The sequence below is a fragment of the Mycobacterium paraterrae genome (genome assembly GCF_022430545.2).
Classification (GTDB): domain Bacteria; phylum Actinomycetota; class Actinomycetes; order Mycobacteriales; family Mycobacteriaceae; genus Mycobacterium; species Mycobacterium paraterrae.
Genome location: NZ_CP092488.2, coordinates 5,094,848 through 5,112,145, shown reverse-complemented (window position 1 = coordinate 5,112,145; position 17,298 = coordinate 5,094,848). Strand labels below are relative to the sequence as shown.

The following is a 17,298-nucleotide window of genomic DNA, read 5'->3' as shown; positions in this document are numbered from 1 at the left end:
GTAGCAAGTCGGCAGACATGCGTTACAGTATTACACATGCTGTCAATCAGTAACGCTCCGGTGCAGGACCGGATCCTGGCGGCCGCGGCGAGCTGTGTCGTCGATTTCGGCGTCGAGCGGGTGACGCTGGCCGAGATCGCGCGGCGTGCGGGCGTGAGCCGGCCGACCGTGTACCGCCGCTGGCCCGACACTCGCTCGGTGCTGGCCGCGCTGTTGACCAGCCACATCACCGAGGCGCTGGCGGAGGTGCCGGCGCGTGGCAGCGGACGCGCCGCACTGGTCGACCGGGTCGTTGCCGTAGCCGAGCGGCTGCGGGGTGACGAGCTGGTGATGGCCGTGCTGCGTTCGGAATTGGCGCTGGTCTACATCGCCCAGCGGCTGGGCAGCAGCCAGCAGATGCTCATCGAGGCGCTCGCCGACGGGCTTCGGGCGGCGCAGTCCGACGGCAGCGTGCGCCCCGGCGATCCTCGCCAGATGGCCGCGATGGTGCTGCTGATCACCCAATCGACCATCCAGTCGGCACAGATCGTCCGCCCGATCCTCGACGCTGATGCGTTGGCGACTGAGCTCGCTCACTCGTTGAACGGATACCTGGCGTGAACTCGACCGCTCTCAACGCCGCGCGTCGCACCGCCGACCTGACCGCGCTCGCCGACGGCGCGCCCACCGATGTCCTCGTGATCGGCGGCGGCATCACCGGCGCCGGCATCGCGCTGGACGCCGTGACGCGAGGGCTGAGCGTCACTCTTGTGGAAAAGCACGATCTGGCCTTCGGCACCAGCCGATGGAGCTCCAAACTGGTGCACGGTGGGTTGCGCTACCTCGCGACCGGCAACGTCGGGATCGCCCGGCGCAGCGCGGTGGAACGGGGAATCCTGATGACGCGCAACGCCCCTCATCTGGTCCGCGCCATGCCGCAGCTGGTTCCGCTGTTGCCCTCGATGAGCCGGCCGAACCGGGCGCTGGTCCGCGCCGGCTTCCTGGCCGGTGACCTGCTGCGCAAAACGGCCGGCACGTCGGGCACTGTTCTGCCTGGCTCGCAACGCATTTCGGCCCAACGTGTGATCGACCTGGCCCCCGCGGTGCGGCGCGAGGGGCTCGACGGCGGACTGCTGGCCTACGACGGACAGTTGATCGACGACGCCCGCCTTGTCTGCGCCGTCGCCCGGACCGCGGCGCAGCGCGGCGCCCGGATCCTGACCTACACGTCGGCGTCGCAGGCCACCGGCACCTCGGTGACGCTCACCGACCAGCACACCGGCCAATCGTTCGACGTCGAGTCGCGGGCCGTCATCAACGCCACCGGCGTATGGGCCGGCGAGATCGACGCGTCGCTCAAACTGCGGCCCAGTCGCGGCACCCACCTCGTCTTCGACGCCGCAACGTTCGGGAATCCCATTGCGGCGCTGACCATTCCGATTCCCGGCGAGCTCAACCGGTTCGTCTTTGCCATGCCCGAACAACTCGGACGAATCTATCTGGGATTGACCGACGAGGAATCGCCGGGCCCGATTCCCGATGTCCCGCAACCGACGGCGGGAGAGATCGCGTTCCTGCTCGACGTGGTAAACACCGCACTCGGGATCACGCTGGACACGGGCGACATCATCGGCTCGTATGCGGGGCTGCGGCCGCTGATCGACACCGGCGCAGGCCACACGGCCGACGTCTCGCGCGACCACGCCGTCGTCGAATCGTCATCCGGTGTGATCAGCGTCATCGGCGGCAAGCTCACCGAATACCGGCACATGGCCGAGGACGTCGTCGACCGTGCCGTCGAGTTGCGACACCTCGACGCCGGCGGGTGTCAGACTCGAAACCTGCCGTTGGTCGGCGCGCCGCAGAACCCCGGTTCGGCGACCGCGCCGATGGCCGGACTGCCGGAATCGCTGGTCCTGCGTTATGGCGCCGAGGCCGCCAACGTGTTGGCGACGGCTACCTGCGATCGCCCCGCCGAACCGGTGGCCGACGGAATCGACGTCACACGAGCGGAATTCGAGTACGCCGTCACCCACGAGGGCGCTCTGACTGTCGACGACATCGTCGACCGGCGCACCCGGATCGGCTTGGTCGCTGCCGACCGCGAACGCGTCATCGCGGTCGCGGAAGAGCTGCTGGCGGGGTAGGGGTCAGGATCAGGTCACGCACCGCGGACGCGGTATGCGGCTGCCACAATGCCTGCACCGGAACCAGCACGGGCTCCTCGAGTTCGAGCACCTGCACCGCGTGGCCGGCCGCCGGTCCGGGGGCGGAGGTGACGAACGAGACCCCGCCGTCGGTCAGTGGCGCGACCTCGGGCGGGCAGCCCTGCACTCGGCTGACCCGATACCGCGGCTCAAAACCCGCGCGGCGACAGACATTGACCAGGAAGTCGCTGTAATACGACGACCCGGGTGGCGCCCACAGCACAATGGTCTCGTCGGCCAGATCGGCGACGGACACGCTCGTCCGCCCGGCCAGCCGGTGAGCGCTGGCGACGGCGACCCGCAGCGCGTCGTAGCGGGCGATCCCGGTGGCCAGCGATTCCTGCGGCACCACTCCACGGCGCAGCCCGAGATCCACCGAGCCGTCGCGCACCGCGGCCACAAGCTGATCTGGAAACAGCTGCAGCGCCGTGAACGACGTGTCGGGCAGCGCCTCGATGGCCGGCGCCAGCATCGCGTAGACGTCGTTGTTGTCGATCGCTGGGGAGTGGCCGACGACGAACTCGTCGGGCTGCTCACTGGCCGCCGCCCGGGTGTGCGCGGCGATCGTGCGCGCGGCCGCGAGCAAGGTGCGACCCTCCTCGAGGAGCGTCTGCCCGGCCCGGGTGGGTGCGATCCTGCGGCCGGCGCGCACCAACAGCGTTGCGCCGACCTGCTTCTCGAGCTGTTGCACCGAGCTGCTCAACGCCTGTTGGGACAGGTGCAACTGCTCGGCCGCGCGGGTGAATCCGGAGGCATCGACGACGGCGATGAAGTGACGCAGGCGACGCAGGTCGGAAAGGCCGTCGAACGGTGGATCAGGCATCCGCCGACTCTATCCACAAACAGTGATTGTCGAAACGACGACAATCACTGTTTCTCATTTGTTCCGGCGTCGCCTAGATTCGTGGCGACCCGAAAGAGAGGAGTGCCATGACCAACCTCAGCGGCAAGTCAGCAGTGGTGGCTGCCGGAGCGAAGAACCTGGGCGGGCTGATCAGTACGACGCTGGCCGACAAGGGCGTCAACGTCGCGGTGCACTACAACAGCGCGTCGACCGAAGCCGAGGCCGACAAGACCGTCGCGGCCGTCGAAGCCGCGGGCGTCAAGGCGATCAAGGTCCAAGGCGACCTGACCAAACCGGACAACGTCACGGCGCTGTTCGACGCCGCGGTCGACGCCTTCGGCGGTGTCGACATCGCGATCAACACGGTCGGCAAGGTGTTGCGCAAGCCGATCGTCGAAACCACCGAGGCCGAGTACGACTCGATGTTCGACATCAACTCCAAGGCCGCGTACTTCTTCCTGCAGCAGGCCGGCAAGCGTCTCAACGACGGGGGATCGGTGGTCACGATCGTCACCGCGCTGTTGGCCGCGTTCACCGACGGCTACTCCACCTACGCCGGGGCCAAGAGCCCGGTCGAGCATTTCACCCGCGCGGCGTCCAAAGAGTTTGGCGTGCGCGGCATTTCGGTGAACAATGTGGCGCCCGGACCGATGGACACGCCATTCTTTTATGGCGAGGAGACCCCCGAGCGGGTCGAGTTCCACAAGTCGCAGGCGATGGGCAACCGGCTCACGCTCATCGAGGACATCGCTCCGCTGGTCGTGTTCCTGGTCGGCGAGGGCCACTGGGTGACCGGGCAGACCATCTTCGCCAACGGCGGCTACACCACGCGCTGAGGCTTACAGCGGGATGTTCTTGTGGCGTCCGCGCCGGGCCGGTGCCTCGGCCAGCGCCTCGGTGATCTTGCCGCGGGTATGAGCGGGGTCGATCTTCTCGTCGACGACGCCGATCTCGATGGCGTTGTCGACGCCACCGGCGATCCGCTCGTGCTCGGCGGCGAGTTCCTCGTGCAGCGCGTCACGCTCGTGGTCGGCCGCGGCGGCGAGCTTCTTCTTGTGCAGAATGCCGACGGCCGCCTTGGCGCCCATCACCGCGACTTCGGCGTCCGGCCAGGCGAACACCTTGGTGGCGCCCAGCGAGCGCGAGTTCATCGCGATGTAGGCCCCGCCGTAGATCTTTCGGGTCACCAACGTGACCCGCGGAACGGTGGCCTCGCCGAAGGCGTGCAGCAGCTTGGCGCCGCGACGAACGACGCCGCCCCATTCCTGATCCACACCGGGCAGGTAACCGGGCACGTCGACGATCACGATCAGCGGGATGCCGAACGCGTCGCACAGCCGCACGAAACGTGCTGCCTTCTCGGCGCTTTCGGAGTTCAGGCAGCCGCCCAGCCGCAGCGGGTTGTTGGCGAGCACGCCCACCGAGCGTCCGGACAACCGGCCCAGGCCGACCACCATCGACGGCGCCCACTTGGCCTGAAACTCATCGAAGGGTGCGTCGTCATCGAGCAACGCGTTGACCAGCGGGTGCACGTCGTAGGCCCGTCGCGGCGATTCAGGCAGCAGCGCGTGCAGGTCGGTCTCGTGCGCCTCGGCCTTGCTGCGGTCGAAATGCCCCTGCTGGCAGAACAATCCGACCAACCGGCGACCGCGCTCGTAGGCGTCGGCCTCGTCGTCGGCGACGATGTGGCACACGCCGGACTTCTTGTGGTGGGTATCGGGGCCACCCAGCGACGCCATGTCGACGTCCTCGCCGGTGACGCTGCGGACGACGTCGGGTCCGGTGACGAACACCCGGCCCTCCGGCGCCATGATGACTACGTCGGTGAGCGCCGGACCGTAGGCGGCACCGCCCGCGGCGAAGCCGACCACGACGGAGATTTGCGGGATGTAACCGGACGCCCGGATCATCGCCTCGAACACCAGACCGACGGCGTGCAGGGCCTTGACGCCCTCGGCCAGCCGGGCGCCGCCGGAGTGCCAGATACCCACGATCGGGCTCTGTTCCTCGATGGCGGTGTCGTAGGCGCTGACGATGTGCGTGCAACCCTCGAGGCCCATCGCGCCGCCCATCACGGTGCCGTCGGTGGCGAACGCGATGGTGCGCACGCCGTTGACGGTTCCGCCGGCGGCGAGTACGCCGGAGCGGTCGCGCTCGTGCAGCAATTCGATGCTGCCGTCGTCGAAGAACCTGCTCAGTCGCAGCAGCGGATCGCGCGGGTCGAGCGACTCGTCGATTGCCTCAGGGGCCAGGGTCGTCATCGCAGGTCTCCTCGTCTTAAGTGCTGATCGGTCAGTACCGGCCGAAAGTGAGTGCCACGTTGTGCCCGCCAAAGCCGAACGAATTGTTGATGGCGTAGTCGTAGTCGCCCGTCCGCGGCGTGCCCGCCACCACGTCGAGGTCGATCTCCGGGTCCAGGTTCTTCAGGTTGAGCGTCGGCGGGATGACCTGATCGCGGAGGGCCAGGACGGTGAGGATCGATTCGACGGCGCCGACAGCACCGACGGAGTGGCCGAGCGCGCCCTTGGGGGCGTACACCGCCGCGTTGCCGCCACCGGGACCCAGCGCCCGGTTGATCGCCTTGCCTTCGGCAACATCGCCGACGGAGGTGCCGGTGGCGTGGGCGTTGATGTGTTTGATGTCGGACGGCTGCAGCCCGGCGAGCTGGATCGCCCGGGTCATGGCGTGCCCGGCCCGCTCACCGTTGGGGTCCGGCGCCACCATGTGGAAGCCGTCGGAGGTGACGCTGGCCCCCATCAGCCGCGCCAAAATGTTGGCGCCGCGAGCCTTGGCGTGCTCCTCGGTCTCGATCACCATCAACGCTCCGGCCTCGCCGAAAACAAAGCCGTCACGGTCTTTGTCGAACGGGCGGCACGCACCGGCGGGGTCGTCGTTGTTGGTCGACATCACGATGCGCATCTGGGCGAACCCAGCGATCGGCACCGCTTCGATCTTGGTCTCGACGCCACCGCAGATCGCGATGTCGGCTTCGCCGAGTGCCAGCTGCTGCCAGGCGCGGGCAATGCCCTCGGAGCCCGACGCGCACGCCGACACGGCGGTCATCACGCCGGCCTTAGCCTGGTGCTGCAGTCCGACCGTCGCGGCGGCGGCGTTGGGCATGTACATCTGCACGGCCAGGGGGGAGACCGCCTTCATGCCCTTCTCACGCATGCCGTCATAGGCGAAGATCAACTCTTCGCTGGACCCGATGCCGGTGCCGATCGAGACCGTCAAGCGGTTGGTGTCGATCTCGGGCGAGCCGATGCTCTCCCACAGCCGCCGGTTCAGCACCGTGGCCATCTTTTGCAGGTAGCCCATTCGGCGGTTTTCGACGCGATTGAGCTGACTGTCGAATTCCTCGAGCAGGTGACCGCCGATACGGACTGGCAGATCGAACTCCTCGACGAACGGGTCGTCGAGGGTCCGGATTCCGCTTTGCCCGTCCAGCAGCATCTTCCACGTGGTCTCGGCGTCGGTTGCCAGAGCGGTCGTCATCGCGACACCGGTGACAACAATGTCGGGAAATCCGTTTCCCGTAGCCAACTTTGACGATGTGGTCATATGCCCTACGAACGTGCCTTTCTCAAACTCGGGTTCTGCGGCGGGCCAGCTTCTCCGGCCCGCCACGTCACCCGACGGTGTGTCAGTATCGACCGAAGGCCAACGCGACGTTGTGTCCACCGAAGCCGAACGAGTTGTTGATGGCGTACTGGTATTCGCCATAACGCGGCTCGCCGGCGACGACGTCGAGGTCGATCTCCGGGTCGGGAGTGGTGTAGTTAAGTGTCGGCGGAATGACGCCATCCCGCAGGGTGAGCACCGTCAGCACCGACTCGAGGGCCCCCACCGCACCGATGGAGTGACCCAACGCGCCCTTCGGGGCATACACGGCGGCCTCCGGGCATCCGGCGACCCGGATGGCGTTGGCCTCCGCGGTGTCGCCGATCGGTGTGGCGGTGGCGTGCGCGTTGATGTGGTCGACGTCCTTGGGAGACAAGCCGGCCAACTCCAGCGAGCGGGCCATCGCCCGTCCGGCGCGAACACCATCGGCGGCCGGAGCCACCATGTGGAACGCGTCCGACGTGATGCCGGCACCCATCAACCGGGCCAGCGGCTTGGCGCCGCGGGCCTTGGCATGCTCTTCGGTCTCGATGATCATCATCGCGCCGGCCTCACCGAACACGAAGCCGTCACGGTTCTTATCAAACGGCCGCGACGCGCCTTCTGGATCGTCGTTCTTGGTCGACATCGCGCGCATCATCGAGAACGCCGCGATCGGCAGGGCCTCGATGTTGCCCTCGACCCCGCCGCAGACCGCAAAGTCGGCGTCGCCCATGACGATTTGTCGCCATGCGTGCGCAATTGCCTCCGAGCCCGACGAACACGCAGACACCGGGGTCACCACCCCGGCGCGGGCGCCGAGTTGCAGACCCACGACGGCGGCGGCGCCGTTCGGCATGATCATCTGCACGGCGAGCGGAGACACCTTCCGTGGCCCGCCCTCGTTCATCAGGTCGTACGTTTCGACGATCTTCTCGGCCCCGCCCAGCCCTGTGCCGATCACGACCGCGAACCGGTCGGGGTCGACCTCAGGACTGCCGGCGGATTCCCACAGCCGGCCGCTGAGGTGCTTGGCCAGCCGCTGGACGTACGACATGCGTCGCAAATCCAGCCGGCCCATGTGGTCGTCGACGGGTTCCTTGAGGTGGCCGCCGATCTTCACCGGCAGGTCCCACTTCGAGACGAACTCGTCCTCGAGCACGCGGATGCCGGATTCTCCGGCCAGCAGACCCTTCCACGTGCTTTCGATGTCTGGCGCGATCGACGTCGTCGCCTCGACGGCGGTTACCACAACATTGGGGTAACCGCCGTTAGCAGTGGAAGGTTTTGTCACTTGCTCTCAGCCTCTGCCTCGAACTTGGCCCGCAGCGCCTGGGCGGCTTCGGGGTTCTCTTCTTCCAGCTTCTGGATGTAGTTCACGACGTCGCCGACGGTGCGCAGACCGGCGAGGTCCTCGTCGGGGATCTTCACGCCGTACTTGTCCTCGGTCTGCACGGCGATCTCCACCATCGACAGCGAGTCGATGTCCAGGTCGTCGACGAACGACTTCTCCGGGGTGATCTCCGACGGCTCGATACCCGTGACCTCTTCGATGATCTCGGCGATACCGGCGATGATTTCTTCCTGGCTGACGGACACGTTGTGTTTCCCTTCGTAATGTGTTGTGTACTGCTCTGTGGTTGTGATAACGGACAGATTTAGCGAATTCGGTTGCGAGCCACAGGTTTACAGCTCTGCCAAACCATCCAGGTCGGCGGGAGTCTTGACGGCGTGCGTCGGGGTCCCGCGAAGTTCGCGCTTGGCGATGCCGGATAGAGCTCCCGCCGGTGGGAACTCGACAATCGCGGTCACGCTGCGCTGACGCAGCGTCTCGGAGCACAGGTCCCAGCGCACGGGCCGGGTCAGTTGTGCCACAAGCTTTTCCATCGCATCGGCGGCCGAGGTCACCGGCTGGCCGTCGCGGTTGGACAGCAGCGTCGACGTCGGTTCGGAGGTCGTTACGCTCTGCGCCGCCGCGGCGTATCCGTCGAGCGCCGAGGCCATGAATTCGGTGTGGAAGGCGCCGGCCACACCCAACGCGCGGACGCGGGCCTTCTCCGGCGGGTCTTCGGCGAGTTTGTCCAGCGCACTCAGCCGCCCGGCGGCCACAATCTGCCCGGCGGCATTGCGGTTGGCCGCGACCAGGTCGAGCTGCTCGAGTCTCGCGAGGACTGCGGCCTCGTCGCCGCCGAGCACCGCCGACATTCCAGTCGGTTCGTTGGCGCATGCCTTCGCCATCTCAGCGCCGCGGGTGGCGGCGAGAGCGACAGCGTCGTCGGCGGAAAGCACCCCGGCGATCGCGTACGCGGCGATCTCACCGACCGAGTGGCCGGCAACGATGACGTCTTTACCCGCCAGCAGACCACGCGCGGTCAATTCCTGGTAAGCGAGCAGGGTGGCCGCCACGATCAGGGGCTGGGCGATCTTGGTGTCGGTGATCTCCTCGGTAGAGGCGGTGGTGCCGAGCCGCGCAAGGTCCAGTCCGCTCGCGGTCGACCACGACGACAGTCGGTCAGCGGCGCCGGGTAGTTCCAACCACGGCGAGAGCATCCCCTCGGTCTGCGACCCTTGTCCGGGCGCCAGCAACGCAATCACGTTATTAAGGGAACACTGTGAAGACGTCTTTGTGCCGTGTAAAGGATTATGAACCTTGTCTTATGTTTTTGTGGAAACTCCACAAAACAGCACGCGATGCGACATGTTCGATACCTCGCCGCAATCTGCTATCGGACATTCCCGATCACCGACGGCGCGACCAGGTCCTTTTCGATCGGCGGAGTGACAGGCGTCACCACGTTGCTGGCAGCGCTGGACTGTTGGGCCTGGTATGCGAGGTGCCCCACGGTCGCCGCGACGCGCAGGACATAGGCGTCGCGTGGCAGCGTCGGATCACGTCCGGTGAAGTCGGCGATACGTCGGAGCCGGTATCGCACCGTGTTTGGATGAACGAACAGTTTGCGGGCACAGGCCTCGATGGCGCCGCCGCAGTCCAGGTAAGCGTCCAGCGTCTCGGTAAGGGTCGGACCGGCGTCGGCCAGCGGTCGCATCACGTCGGTATGAAGGGCCGCGATAGCCGCCGCATCGCCCATCAGGGCCCGCTCGGGTAGTAGTTCACGAGCCAGCACCGGGCGCGGCGCGCCCCGCCAACCGGCCACCGCGTTCATCCCGGAGATCGCTTCGCTGGCGCTGTGGTAAGCCGCCGTCAGCATCGGCGCGGTCGGCCCGATCACCACCGGGCCGTCGGAGAAGGCGTCGAGCAGCGCGCCGAAGACCTTCTCGGTCGGCGTCAGCTGGCCGGACACGATGGCCACCAGATACGTGCCGTGCACGTCGGTCAGCGCTGCACGACCGTGACGCGCGGCGATGTCGCGAACGTCCTGGCTGGCATGGTTTTCCCGACCGGGAGCCGGAATGCCCACCACCACCGTTGCCGGGGCCCCGGCGTCCCAGTTCAGCGCCGCGGCGCGGGACAACAACTCGGGGCCGGTGTCGCCGCGGACCACTGCGTCGACGACCGTGGCCTCCATCCGGCTGTCCCAGGTTCCGCGCGCCTCGGCGGCGTCGGCGTAGGCCGTCGCGGCGCTGAACGCCAAGTCGCGGCTGTACTTCAAAATCCCGACCGTCAGCGCCGTCAGCTGCTCGTCGGAGCGGGCCAGCAGCGGGGCGACCTCCTCGAAGAACTCCAGCGTCACCCGGATCATGTCGACGGAGTGGCGCAGCGGCATGCGCTGGGTCAGATCCTGGGGCATCAGCTCGAATGCCCGGGCGGTGTAGTTGACGTTGCTGCTCGGGTCGGTCATCCACTCGACGAAGTTGGCGACAGCGGTCTGCACGACCAGGGCCAAGCTGGCCCGCTGGGAGGCCTCCAACTCCGCGAAGAACGGGAGCCGCTCCTGCATGGCGCTCACTGCTTCGGTGGAGAACCGGCCGGAATACTGCTTCAACCGCCGCAGCAGCGACTCCGGAACGGTGTCCAGCAGGTCCAGGGTTGTCGGGGGAGTGCGGAACTGCTTGTCGGGCATCCCTAAAAGCTACGCCGATTTTCTGGATGTTTCTGCCAAGGCGCGTGGCGGGTCACCCGCGGCGTCAGGCGCCGGGGCCGGGATCCGAGGTCTGCGCCGGAGCGGCCTGCACGTCGTCGATGCGGTACTGCCGCGCGGCCGCGACCGGCACCGAGGGGTCTATATCGCCGTCGCGGGCCAGCGCCTCGAGCACCGCGACGACCTGCGATTCGGCGTCGGTGTTGAAGTAGCGGCGGGCGGCTGGGCGGGTGTCGGAGAAGCCGAACCCGTCGGTGCCCAGCGTGACGTAGGTGCCTGGCACCCACGGCCGGATCTGCTCGGGCACGGCGCGCATCCAATCGGAGACGGCGACGAAAGGGCCGTTCGCCTTGGACAGCGCCGTCGTCACGTACGGCTCCGCGGCGGGCCGTTCGGGATGCCGCAGCCGTTGGGTCTGGATCGCGACGCCGTCGCGGTTGAGCTCGCTCCAGCTCGTCACCGACCACACGTCGGTGGCGACGTCCCATTCGGCGGCCAGCATCTCGGCGGCCCGCAGCGCCGAGGGCATCGAGACCCCGGACGCGAGGATGTTGGCGGTGTTGGTGCGGCCCTCGGGGGCCGGCCGGTAGCGGTAGACGCCACGCAGCACGCCCTCGGGGTCGAAGTGCTCCGGTTCCGCCGGCTGGACGTACGGCTCGTTGTAGATCGTCAGGTAGTAGAGGACGTTCTCGGGGTGCTCGCCGTACATCCGGCGCAGGCCGTCTTCGATGATGTAGGCGATCTCGAAGGCGAACGCCGGGTCGTAGGACAGCACCGCGGGGTTGGTGGCGGCCAGCAGCAGCGACTGACCGTCGGCGTGCTGCAGCCCCTCGCCGGTTAGCGTCGTGCGCCCGGCAGTCGCGCCGAGTAGAAAGCCGCGCGTCATCTGGTCGGCGGCCGCCCACAACCCGTCGCCGGTCCGCTGAAAGCCGAACATCGAATAGAAGATGTAGATCGGGATCATCGGCTCGTTGTGCGTCGAGTACGACGTGCCCGCCGCGGTGAACGACGCCACCGACCCCGCCTCGTTGATGCCTTCGTGCAGGATCTGGCCGACTTCGCTTTCCTTGTAGGCCAACATCAGATCGGCGTCGACGGCGGTGTAGAGCTGCCCGTTGCGGTTGTAGATCTTCAGCGACGGGAACCACGAGTCCATGCCGAACGTGCGCGCCTCGTCGGGAATGATCGGCACGATGCGCGGCCCGATCTCTTTGTCGCGCAACAGCTCTTTGAAGGTCCGGACCGTCGCCATCGTGGTGGCGACCTCCTGGTGGCCCGACCCCTTCTTCAGGGGTGCGTAGATGTCGCGGCCTGGCAGGCGCAGGGCCTTGGTCCTGGTGCGACGCTCGGGGACGAAGCCGCCCAACGCATGTCGCCGCTCCAGCAGGTAGCGGATCTCCGGCGCCTCGGCGCCCGGGTGGTAGTACGGCGGCAGGTAGGGATCCTGCTCGAGTTGCTCGTCGCTGATCGGGATGCGGATGGCGTCGCGGAAGTCCTTGAGATCTTGCAGTGCAAGCTTTTTCATTTGGTGGGTGGCGTTGCGGCCCTGAAAGTGGGCGCCCAGCGAATAACCCTTGATGGTCTTGGCCAGGATCACCGTCGGCTGCCCGTGGTGGTCGACGGCGGCGCGGTAGGCGGCATAGACCTTGCGATAGTCGTGACCGCCTCGCTTGAGGTTCCAAATCTCGGCGTCGGTCATCGACTCGACGAGCGCCTTGGTGCGCGGGTCTCGGCCGAAGAAGTGGTCACGCACGTAGGCGCCGTCGTTGGCTTTGTACGTCTGGTAATCGCCATCTGGCGTGGTGTTCATCAGGTTCACCAACGCCCCGTCGCGGTCGGCGTGCAGCAGCGCGTCCCACTCGCGGCCCCACACCACCTTGATCACGTTCCAGCCAGCGCCACGGAAGAACGACTCCAACTCCTGGATGATCTTGCCGTTACCGCGAACCGGGCCGTCGAGTCGCTGCAAATTGCAGTTGATGACGAACGTCAAGTTGTCCAGACCCTCGTTGGCCGCGACCTGGATGAGCCCGCGGCTCTCCGGCTCGTCCATCTCGCCGTCGCCGAGGAATGCCCACACGTGCTGGTCGGAGGTGTCCTTGAGGCCGCGGTCGTGCAGATAGTGGTTGAACCTGGCCTGGTAGATGGCGTTCATCGGGCCGAGGCCCATCGACACCGTCGGGAATTCCCAGAAGTCTGGCATCAACCGGGGGTGCGGGTACGACGGCAGACCGCCGCCCGGGTGGCTGTGCTCTTGACGGAAGCCGTCGAGTTGATCGGTGGTCAGCCGGCCCTCGAGGAAAGCCCTGGCGTAGATACCGGGGGAGGCGTGGCCCTGAATGAACACCTGGTCGCCGCCGCCGGGGTGGGACTTGCCCCGGAAGAAATGGTTGAAGCCGACTTCGTACAGCGCGGCCGACGACGCATAGGTCGAAATATGGCCTCCTACACCGACTCCCGGGCGCTGGGCGCGGTGCACCATGATGGCGGCGTTCCACCTGATCCACGCGCGGTAGCGGCGTTCTACGTCCTCGTCACCGGGAAACCACGGCTCCATCTCGGTCGGGATCGTGTTGACGTAGTCGGTCGATGTCAGTGACGGCAGCGCGACTCGCTGCTCACCGGCTCGCTCGAGCAATCGGAGCATCAGGTAGCGGGCACGGGCCGGTCCCGAACGCTCGAGGAGCTCGTCGAAGGATTCGAGCCACTCGCCGGTTTCCTCGGGATCGATGTCGGGAAGGTAGGAAGCGACACCTTCGCGGATCACCCGCACCCGATCGGGTTCGCTTGTGGCGCTTGATGTTTTAGCCAGATCCTGGCGGGCGAACTCGGTGGTCAACGCACTACTCCTTGGTAGGCGGCTGACCGGCTTGTGGCTGATCGAGCCGTCGCGGATTGCTGCGGCCCCGGTGGGGGCTTCCCCTATCGTGCCGCACCTGATCGTGGCGTGTGACGACACCTGTCGACCCAACCGGTAACGTCATAATTTGTGCGGATCGGATGGCTCGGCTGGCCCGGATGGCCCAGCGCGGCGCGCGCGGCGGGCTGCATCGCGGCCGTCCTGATCGCCGTCGTCGGCTGCAGCACGATCACCGACGGCTCGCCGAGCGCCGACACGGCCATCGCCCCCGCCTACCGGCAGTCGGTCTCGGCATCGGTCTCCGCCTCGGCGGCCACCTCCAGCATCAGGGAATCACAGCGGCAGCGGTCGATCACGGTCGCCGCGGTGGTCAAGGCCTGCGAGTCGTTTGCCATCAGCAGCAAAGAGGCCGTCGACAAGGTCAACGACTTCGTCGCCGCCTACAACCGCGGCGGCGACACCTCCGGCGCCGAGCAGCCCGCGATCGACGCGCTCACCCACAGCGCCGACACGGTCGAAGGCGACAGCAACGGCCCGCTGTCACGGCAGCTTCGCGAGGCCCTCAACGCCTACAACGACGCGGCCCGCGAGGTGGCGAACGCGATCCGGTCACACGCCGGGACCGACCAGTTCAACCAACGCGTCAACCAACTCAACGACGCCAAGACCGAAGCCGTGAAGCGTTGTCGGGCATTCGGTTGAGTCGACGGATGTGCAACGCTGCGCGCTATGCGACGATAAATTGCATCACACGGCGTCTTTGACGCTCAAGCTGCTGTAACGGACAAGGAGGTCGCACGGTGGTGGCCGCGGATGACGCCCCGAGCTCTGCCCGAAAACTGGGCATCCAACCAGGGCAGGTTGTCCAGGAGTGGGGTTGGGACGAGGACACCGACGACGACATCCGCGCCGACGTGGAGGATGCGTGCGGCGGCGAGTTGCTCGACGAAGACACCGATGAAGTGGTCGATGTCGTCCTGTTGTGGTGGCGCGACGACGACGGTGACCTGGTGGACACGCTGATGGACGCGATCGCCTCGCTAGCCGACGACGGCGTGGTCTGGGTGCTGACACCCAAGACCGGCAAGCCCGGTCACGTGCAGCCCGCCGAGATCGCGGAGGCGGCGCCCACCGCCGGTCTGATGCCGACCTCCTCGGTCAACCTCGGCGACTGGGCCGCCAGCCGGCTGGTGCCGCCGAAATCGAAAGCAGCCGGGCGGCGTTGATGCTGCCGGTCGGTAGCACCGCACCGGACTTCACCCTGCTCGACCAGAACCGACAGCCGGTCACGCTCAGCGACTTTCGCGGCACCAAAGACGTGCTGCTGGTGTTCTTTCCGCTCGCGTTCACCGGCATCTGCCAAGGCGAACTCGACGAGATCCGCGACCGGTTGCCCGTCTTCGAGAACGACGACCGGGCGGTGCTGGCCATCTCGGTGGGGCCGGCGCCCACCCACAGGGTGTGGGCCACCCAGAGCGGTTTCCTGTTCCCCGTCCTCTCCGATTTTTGGCCACATGGCGCCGTCAGCAAGGCCTACGGGGTGTTCAACGACGACGCCGGCGTCTCAAACCGCGGCACCTTCGTCGTCGACCGGTCCGGGGCGATCAGATTCGCGGAAATGAAACAGCCCGGCGAGGCTCGCGACCAGCGACTGTGGCTCGACGCACTGGCGGCGTTGACCGCCTAGCGGGTTTGGGACCGGGGCCACAGAAGCGCGAGCGTGCGTGTCTGTACAGCGACACGCCGATCAGCCGTACGACGGTGCACTCTCGTCGCGCAACGCCTGACCGTTTTGGGGCCGGGGCCACCCTGACGGTATCTTTGCCCGGCACGGGCGCGTAGCTCAGTGGTAGAGCTCTGGTTTTACACACCAGCGGTCGGCGGTTCGATACCGTCCGCGCCCACCAAATGTCGTGCGCAATCGGAGCGTCGAGCGTGCGGGGCGGCCGCATACGAACTCCCGACCGGGCGTTGCATTCAGCGTGGCATGTCGCCGTCAATCGGTGAGTAAAGGGCCACGGGACTTGGTGTGGTATCTCGACGTTGAAATCGCGAATTGTGCTCGGGGGGAAGCAGTTCGAGGGCACGGGCCACGGAGGTGGCGATCGTATCCGGTCTTGCTCCGAGTCCGACAATCAGCGCCTTCATGAGCGGAAGGAAGACGTTCCTATACGGATCGTCGGTGATGTCGAGCATGTTTGCATTCTCGAGGATCAGTTGTCCGTGCAGAGCCGACCACAACTGTGCAGTGACCAGGAACGCGTCCCCGGCCTTGATCAACCCATGGTCCATGGCTTCGGCGACGGCGTCGACGCCGACCTGGAAGGTGTCGATGCCTTGGGTGAGTTCATCGCCGGTCCGACGGTAGCCGCCGAGTTCGGCGGCGCCGAACATCACGCTGTAAAGGTGCGGTCGCGATAAGGCGAGCGCACGGTACGTCGCGCCAACTAGCAGCATGTCGCAGATCGGGTCGTCGGTCCGCTCCAACGAAGCGAACGACCGTCCGAGTTCGGCGAAGCCGGCATCGACTACGGCGCGGACGACGCCACCCATCGACCCGAACTCCGAGTACACGGCCATGGTGGTCATGCCCGCGTGCTTGGCCAGTTTGCGCGTGGTCACCTCGGCCGGTCCAAATTCGTCGAGCACCGCGAGCGCCGTTGCGAGTAGGTGCTCGCGGCGGGAGTCGGGGTCGCGTGCGTTCATGGTGTTCATCGTAAGCGAGCTGCATGTATCAGTGCTATAACTTAGATATGATACGTCTGACACGAAGCAGGATACGGCGGGCGGGAGCGATCGCCCTTGCTGCAGCGGTGTTGTTTTACGCCCCCTTGGCGTTTACCTATTTCCTGGCCGGACCCACCGCGGATCGCCCGCAGTGTCAATGGACAGCTGAAACTGCCCGTGGGCGGACATGAGAACTGCCCGTAGGTGGCCAATAAGAACTGCCCAGTGGCGGACACGAATCTGCCCATTAGGGTGTGTCCGCCACCGGTGGTTGAGGCCGTTGTCAGCTCAAGGGTTTGACTCCCTTCCCGTGCAGGGCTTGGGCCAGCCGCACGGAGTCTCCGCTGGTCTGGCACAGGTGCGCGTGATGCAGCAGCCGGTCCACGGTGGCAGTCGCCAACGTCTTGGGCATCAGCTCATCGAAACCACTGGGGTGCAGGTTCGATGAGATCGCCACCGAGCGCCGTTCATAGGCGGCCTCGACGATGCGGTAGAGCCCTTCAGCGGCATCGGCACCGACGGGCAACAGTCCAACGTCGTCAATCACCACGAGCTCGGCACGCACGATCTTGGCCACGGCCTTGCCCAACGAATCGTCAGCGCGGTGCGCCCGAACCAGGACCCCGATCTGCTCGAGGGTGAACCACGCCACCGGCATCCCGGCTTCGATGACCTTCTGCCCCAACGCTTCGAGGAAGAACGTCTTGCCGGTGCCAGCGGGCCCGCAGACCACCAGGTTCTCCCGACGACCCACCCACTCCAGGGTCTGTAGCGCCTGCTGGGTCGGTAACGGGATCGACGACGCATTGGGGTCCCACACGTCGAATGTCTTCCCGGTCGGGAAGCCGGCGGCTTTGCGGCGGGCGGCCAGCATGGACCGGGCCCGGCCGGCGGACTCCTCGGTCAGCAGCGCTTTGATCACCTCGGTGGGGTCCCAGCGTTGAGCTCGGGCAGTGGCCAGCACGTCGGCGGCGATCGCGCGGGCGTGCGGCAACCGCAGCCCACGCATCAGCGCTTCGACGTCGGCGGGTAGCGACGCGG

At 66.7% G+C, this 17,298-nt stretch carries 16 protein-coding genes and 1 tRNA gene; 7 read left to right on the top strand and 10 right to left on the bottom strand.

Annotation, left to right across the window (positions count from 1 at the left end; all coding sequences use genetic code 11):
• The first annotated feature begins 36 nt into the window (after positions 1-36).
• Both MKK62_RS24630 and MKK62_RS24625 read left to right on the top strand, forming a co-directional pair.
• A complete protein-coding gene (locus MKK62_RS24630) occupies positions 37-600 on the top strand; it encodes a TetR/AcrR family transcriptional regulator (protein WP_240263293.1) in 564 nt (187 codons plus the stop codon).
• A complete protein-coding gene (locus MKK62_RS24625; RefSeq protein ID WP_434084996.1) occupies positions 597-2,126 on the top strand; it encodes a glycerol-3-phosphate dehydrogenase/oxidase in 1,530 nt (509 codons plus the stop codon). Before MKK62_RS24630 ends, MKK62_RS24625 begins: the two co-directional genes overlap by 4 nt.
• On the opposite strand, the gene MKK62_RS24620 is transcribed toward MKK62_RS24625, so the two are convergent.
• Entirely contained in the window at positions 2,092-3,009 is a 918-nt protein-coding gene (locus MKK62_RS24620) for a LysR family transcriptional regulator (RefSeq protein ID WP_240263294.1), read from the bottom strand. The two genes, MKK62_RS24625 and MKK62_RS24620, sit on opposite strands and share 35 nt — an antisense overlap.
• Positions 3,010-3,116: 107 nt before the next feature.
• Between MKK62_RS24620 and MKK62_RS24615 the strand changes: the two genes are divergently transcribed.
• Positions 3,117-3,866: an SDR family oxidoreductase gene (locus tag MKK62_RS24615; protein ID WP_240263295.1), complete on the top strand. Its 750-nt coding sequence runs from the start codon at positions 3,117-3,119 to the stop codon at positions 3,864-3,866.
• A gap of 3 nt (positions 3,867-3,869) precedes the next feature.
• Here the strand turns inward: MKK62_RS24615 and MKK62_RS24610 are convergent, their stop codons facing one another.
• The 7 genes from MKK62_RS24610 to aceE form a co-directional block, all read right to left on the bottom strand.
• On the bottom strand, positions 3,870-5,291 hold the full coding sequence (locus tag MKK62_RS24610; RefSeq protein WP_240263296.1) for an acyl-CoA carboxylase subunit beta: 1,422 nt from the start codon (positions 5,289-5,291) through the stop codon (positions 3,870-3,872).
• 31 nt (positions 5,292-5,322) lie between these two features.
• Positions 5,323-6,591, bottom strand: coding sequence for a 3-oxoacyl-ACP synthase KasB (gene kasB / locus MKK62_RS24605; protein ID WP_240263297.1), 1,269 nt, complete (start codon positions 6,589-6,591; stop codon positions 5,323-5,325).
• An 82-nt stretch (positions 6,592-6,673) separates the two neighbouring features.
• Positions 6,674-7,924, bottom strand: coding sequence for a 3-oxoacyl-ACP synthase KasA (kasA, locus tag MKK62_RS24600; protein WP_240263298.1), 1,251 nt, complete (start codon positions 7,922-7,924; stop codon positions 6,674-6,676).
• The gene (acpM, locus tag MKK62_RS24595; RefSeq protein WP_067334544.1) at positions 7,921-8,229 is read right to left on the bottom strand and encodes a meromycolate extension acyl carrier protein AcpM; all 309 of its coding nucleotides are present in this window, start codon (positions 8,227-8,229) and stop codon (positions 7,921-7,923) included. The genes kasA and acpM overlap by 4 nt, the downstream gene beginning before the upstream one ends.
• An 87-nt stretch (positions 8,230-8,316) precedes the next feature.
• Complete coding sequence (locus tag MKK62_RS24590) at positions 8,317-9,225, bottom strand: ACP S-malonyltransferase (RefSeq protein WP_240263299.1); 909 nt, start codon at positions 9,223-9,225, stop codon at positions 8,317-8,319.
• A 128-nt stretch (positions 9,226-9,353) separates the two neighbouring features.
• Positions 9,354-10,652: a PucR family transcriptional regulator gene (locus MKK62_RS24585; RefSeq protein WP_240263300.1), complete on the bottom strand. Its 1,299-nt coding sequence runs from the start codon at positions 10,650-10,652 to the stop codon at positions 9,354-9,356.
• Positions 10,653-10,716: 64 nt separating this feature from the next.
• A complete protein-coding gene (aceE, locus tag MKK62_RS24580) occupies positions 10,717-13,509 on the bottom strand; it encodes a pyruvate dehydrogenase (acetyl-transferring), homodimeric type (protein WP_240263301.1) in 2,793 nt (930 codons plus the stop codon).
• Positions 13,510-13,659: 150 nt separating this feature from the next.
• Between aceE and MKK62_RS24575 the strand changes: the two genes are divergently transcribed.
• The 4 genes from MKK62_RS24575 (at position 13,660) to MKK62_RS24560 (ending at position 15,437) form a co-directional block, all read left to right on the top strand.
• The gene (locus MKK62_RS24575; protein ID WP_240263302.1) at positions 13,660-14,232 is read left to right on the top strand and encodes an Rv2240c family protein; all 573 of its coding nucleotides are present in this window, start codon (positions 13,660-13,662) and stop codon (positions 14,230-14,232) included.
• Between the two features lie 98 nt (positions 14,233-14,330).
• Positions 14,331-14,756: a DUF3052 domain-containing protein gene (locus MKK62_RS24570; RefSeq protein WP_240263303.1), complete on the top strand. Its 426-nt coding sequence runs from the start codon at positions 14,331-14,333 to the stop codon at positions 14,754-14,756.
• Positions 14,756-15,217: a peroxiredoxin gene (locus tag MKK62_RS24565; RefSeq protein ID WP_240263304.1), complete on the top strand. Its 462-nt coding sequence runs from the start codon at positions 14,756-14,758 to the stop codon at positions 15,215-15,217. Before MKK62_RS24570 ends, MKK62_RS24565 begins: the two co-directional genes overlap by 1 nt.
• Positions 15,218-15,362: 145 nt before the next feature.
• A tRNA-Val gene (locus MKK62_RS24560) sits at positions 15,363-15,437 on the top strand.
• Between the two features lie 70 nt (positions 15,438-15,507).
• On the opposite strand, the gene MKK62_RS24555 is transcribed toward MKK62_RS24560, so the two are convergent.
• Positions 15,508-16,236 (bottom strand): TetR/AcrR family transcriptional regulator, encoded by a 729-nt coding sequence (locus MKK62_RS24555; protein WP_240263305.1) that lies wholly within the window; start codon positions 16,234-16,236, stop codon positions 15,508-15,510.
• Between the two features lie 304 nt (positions 16,237-16,540).
• Complete coding sequence (locus MKK62_RS24550) at positions 16,541-17,266, bottom strand: ATP-binding protein (RefSeq protein WP_240263800.1); 726 nt, start codon at positions 17,264-17,266, stop codon at positions 16,541-16,543.
• Positions 17,267-17,298: the final 32 nt, after the last annotated feature.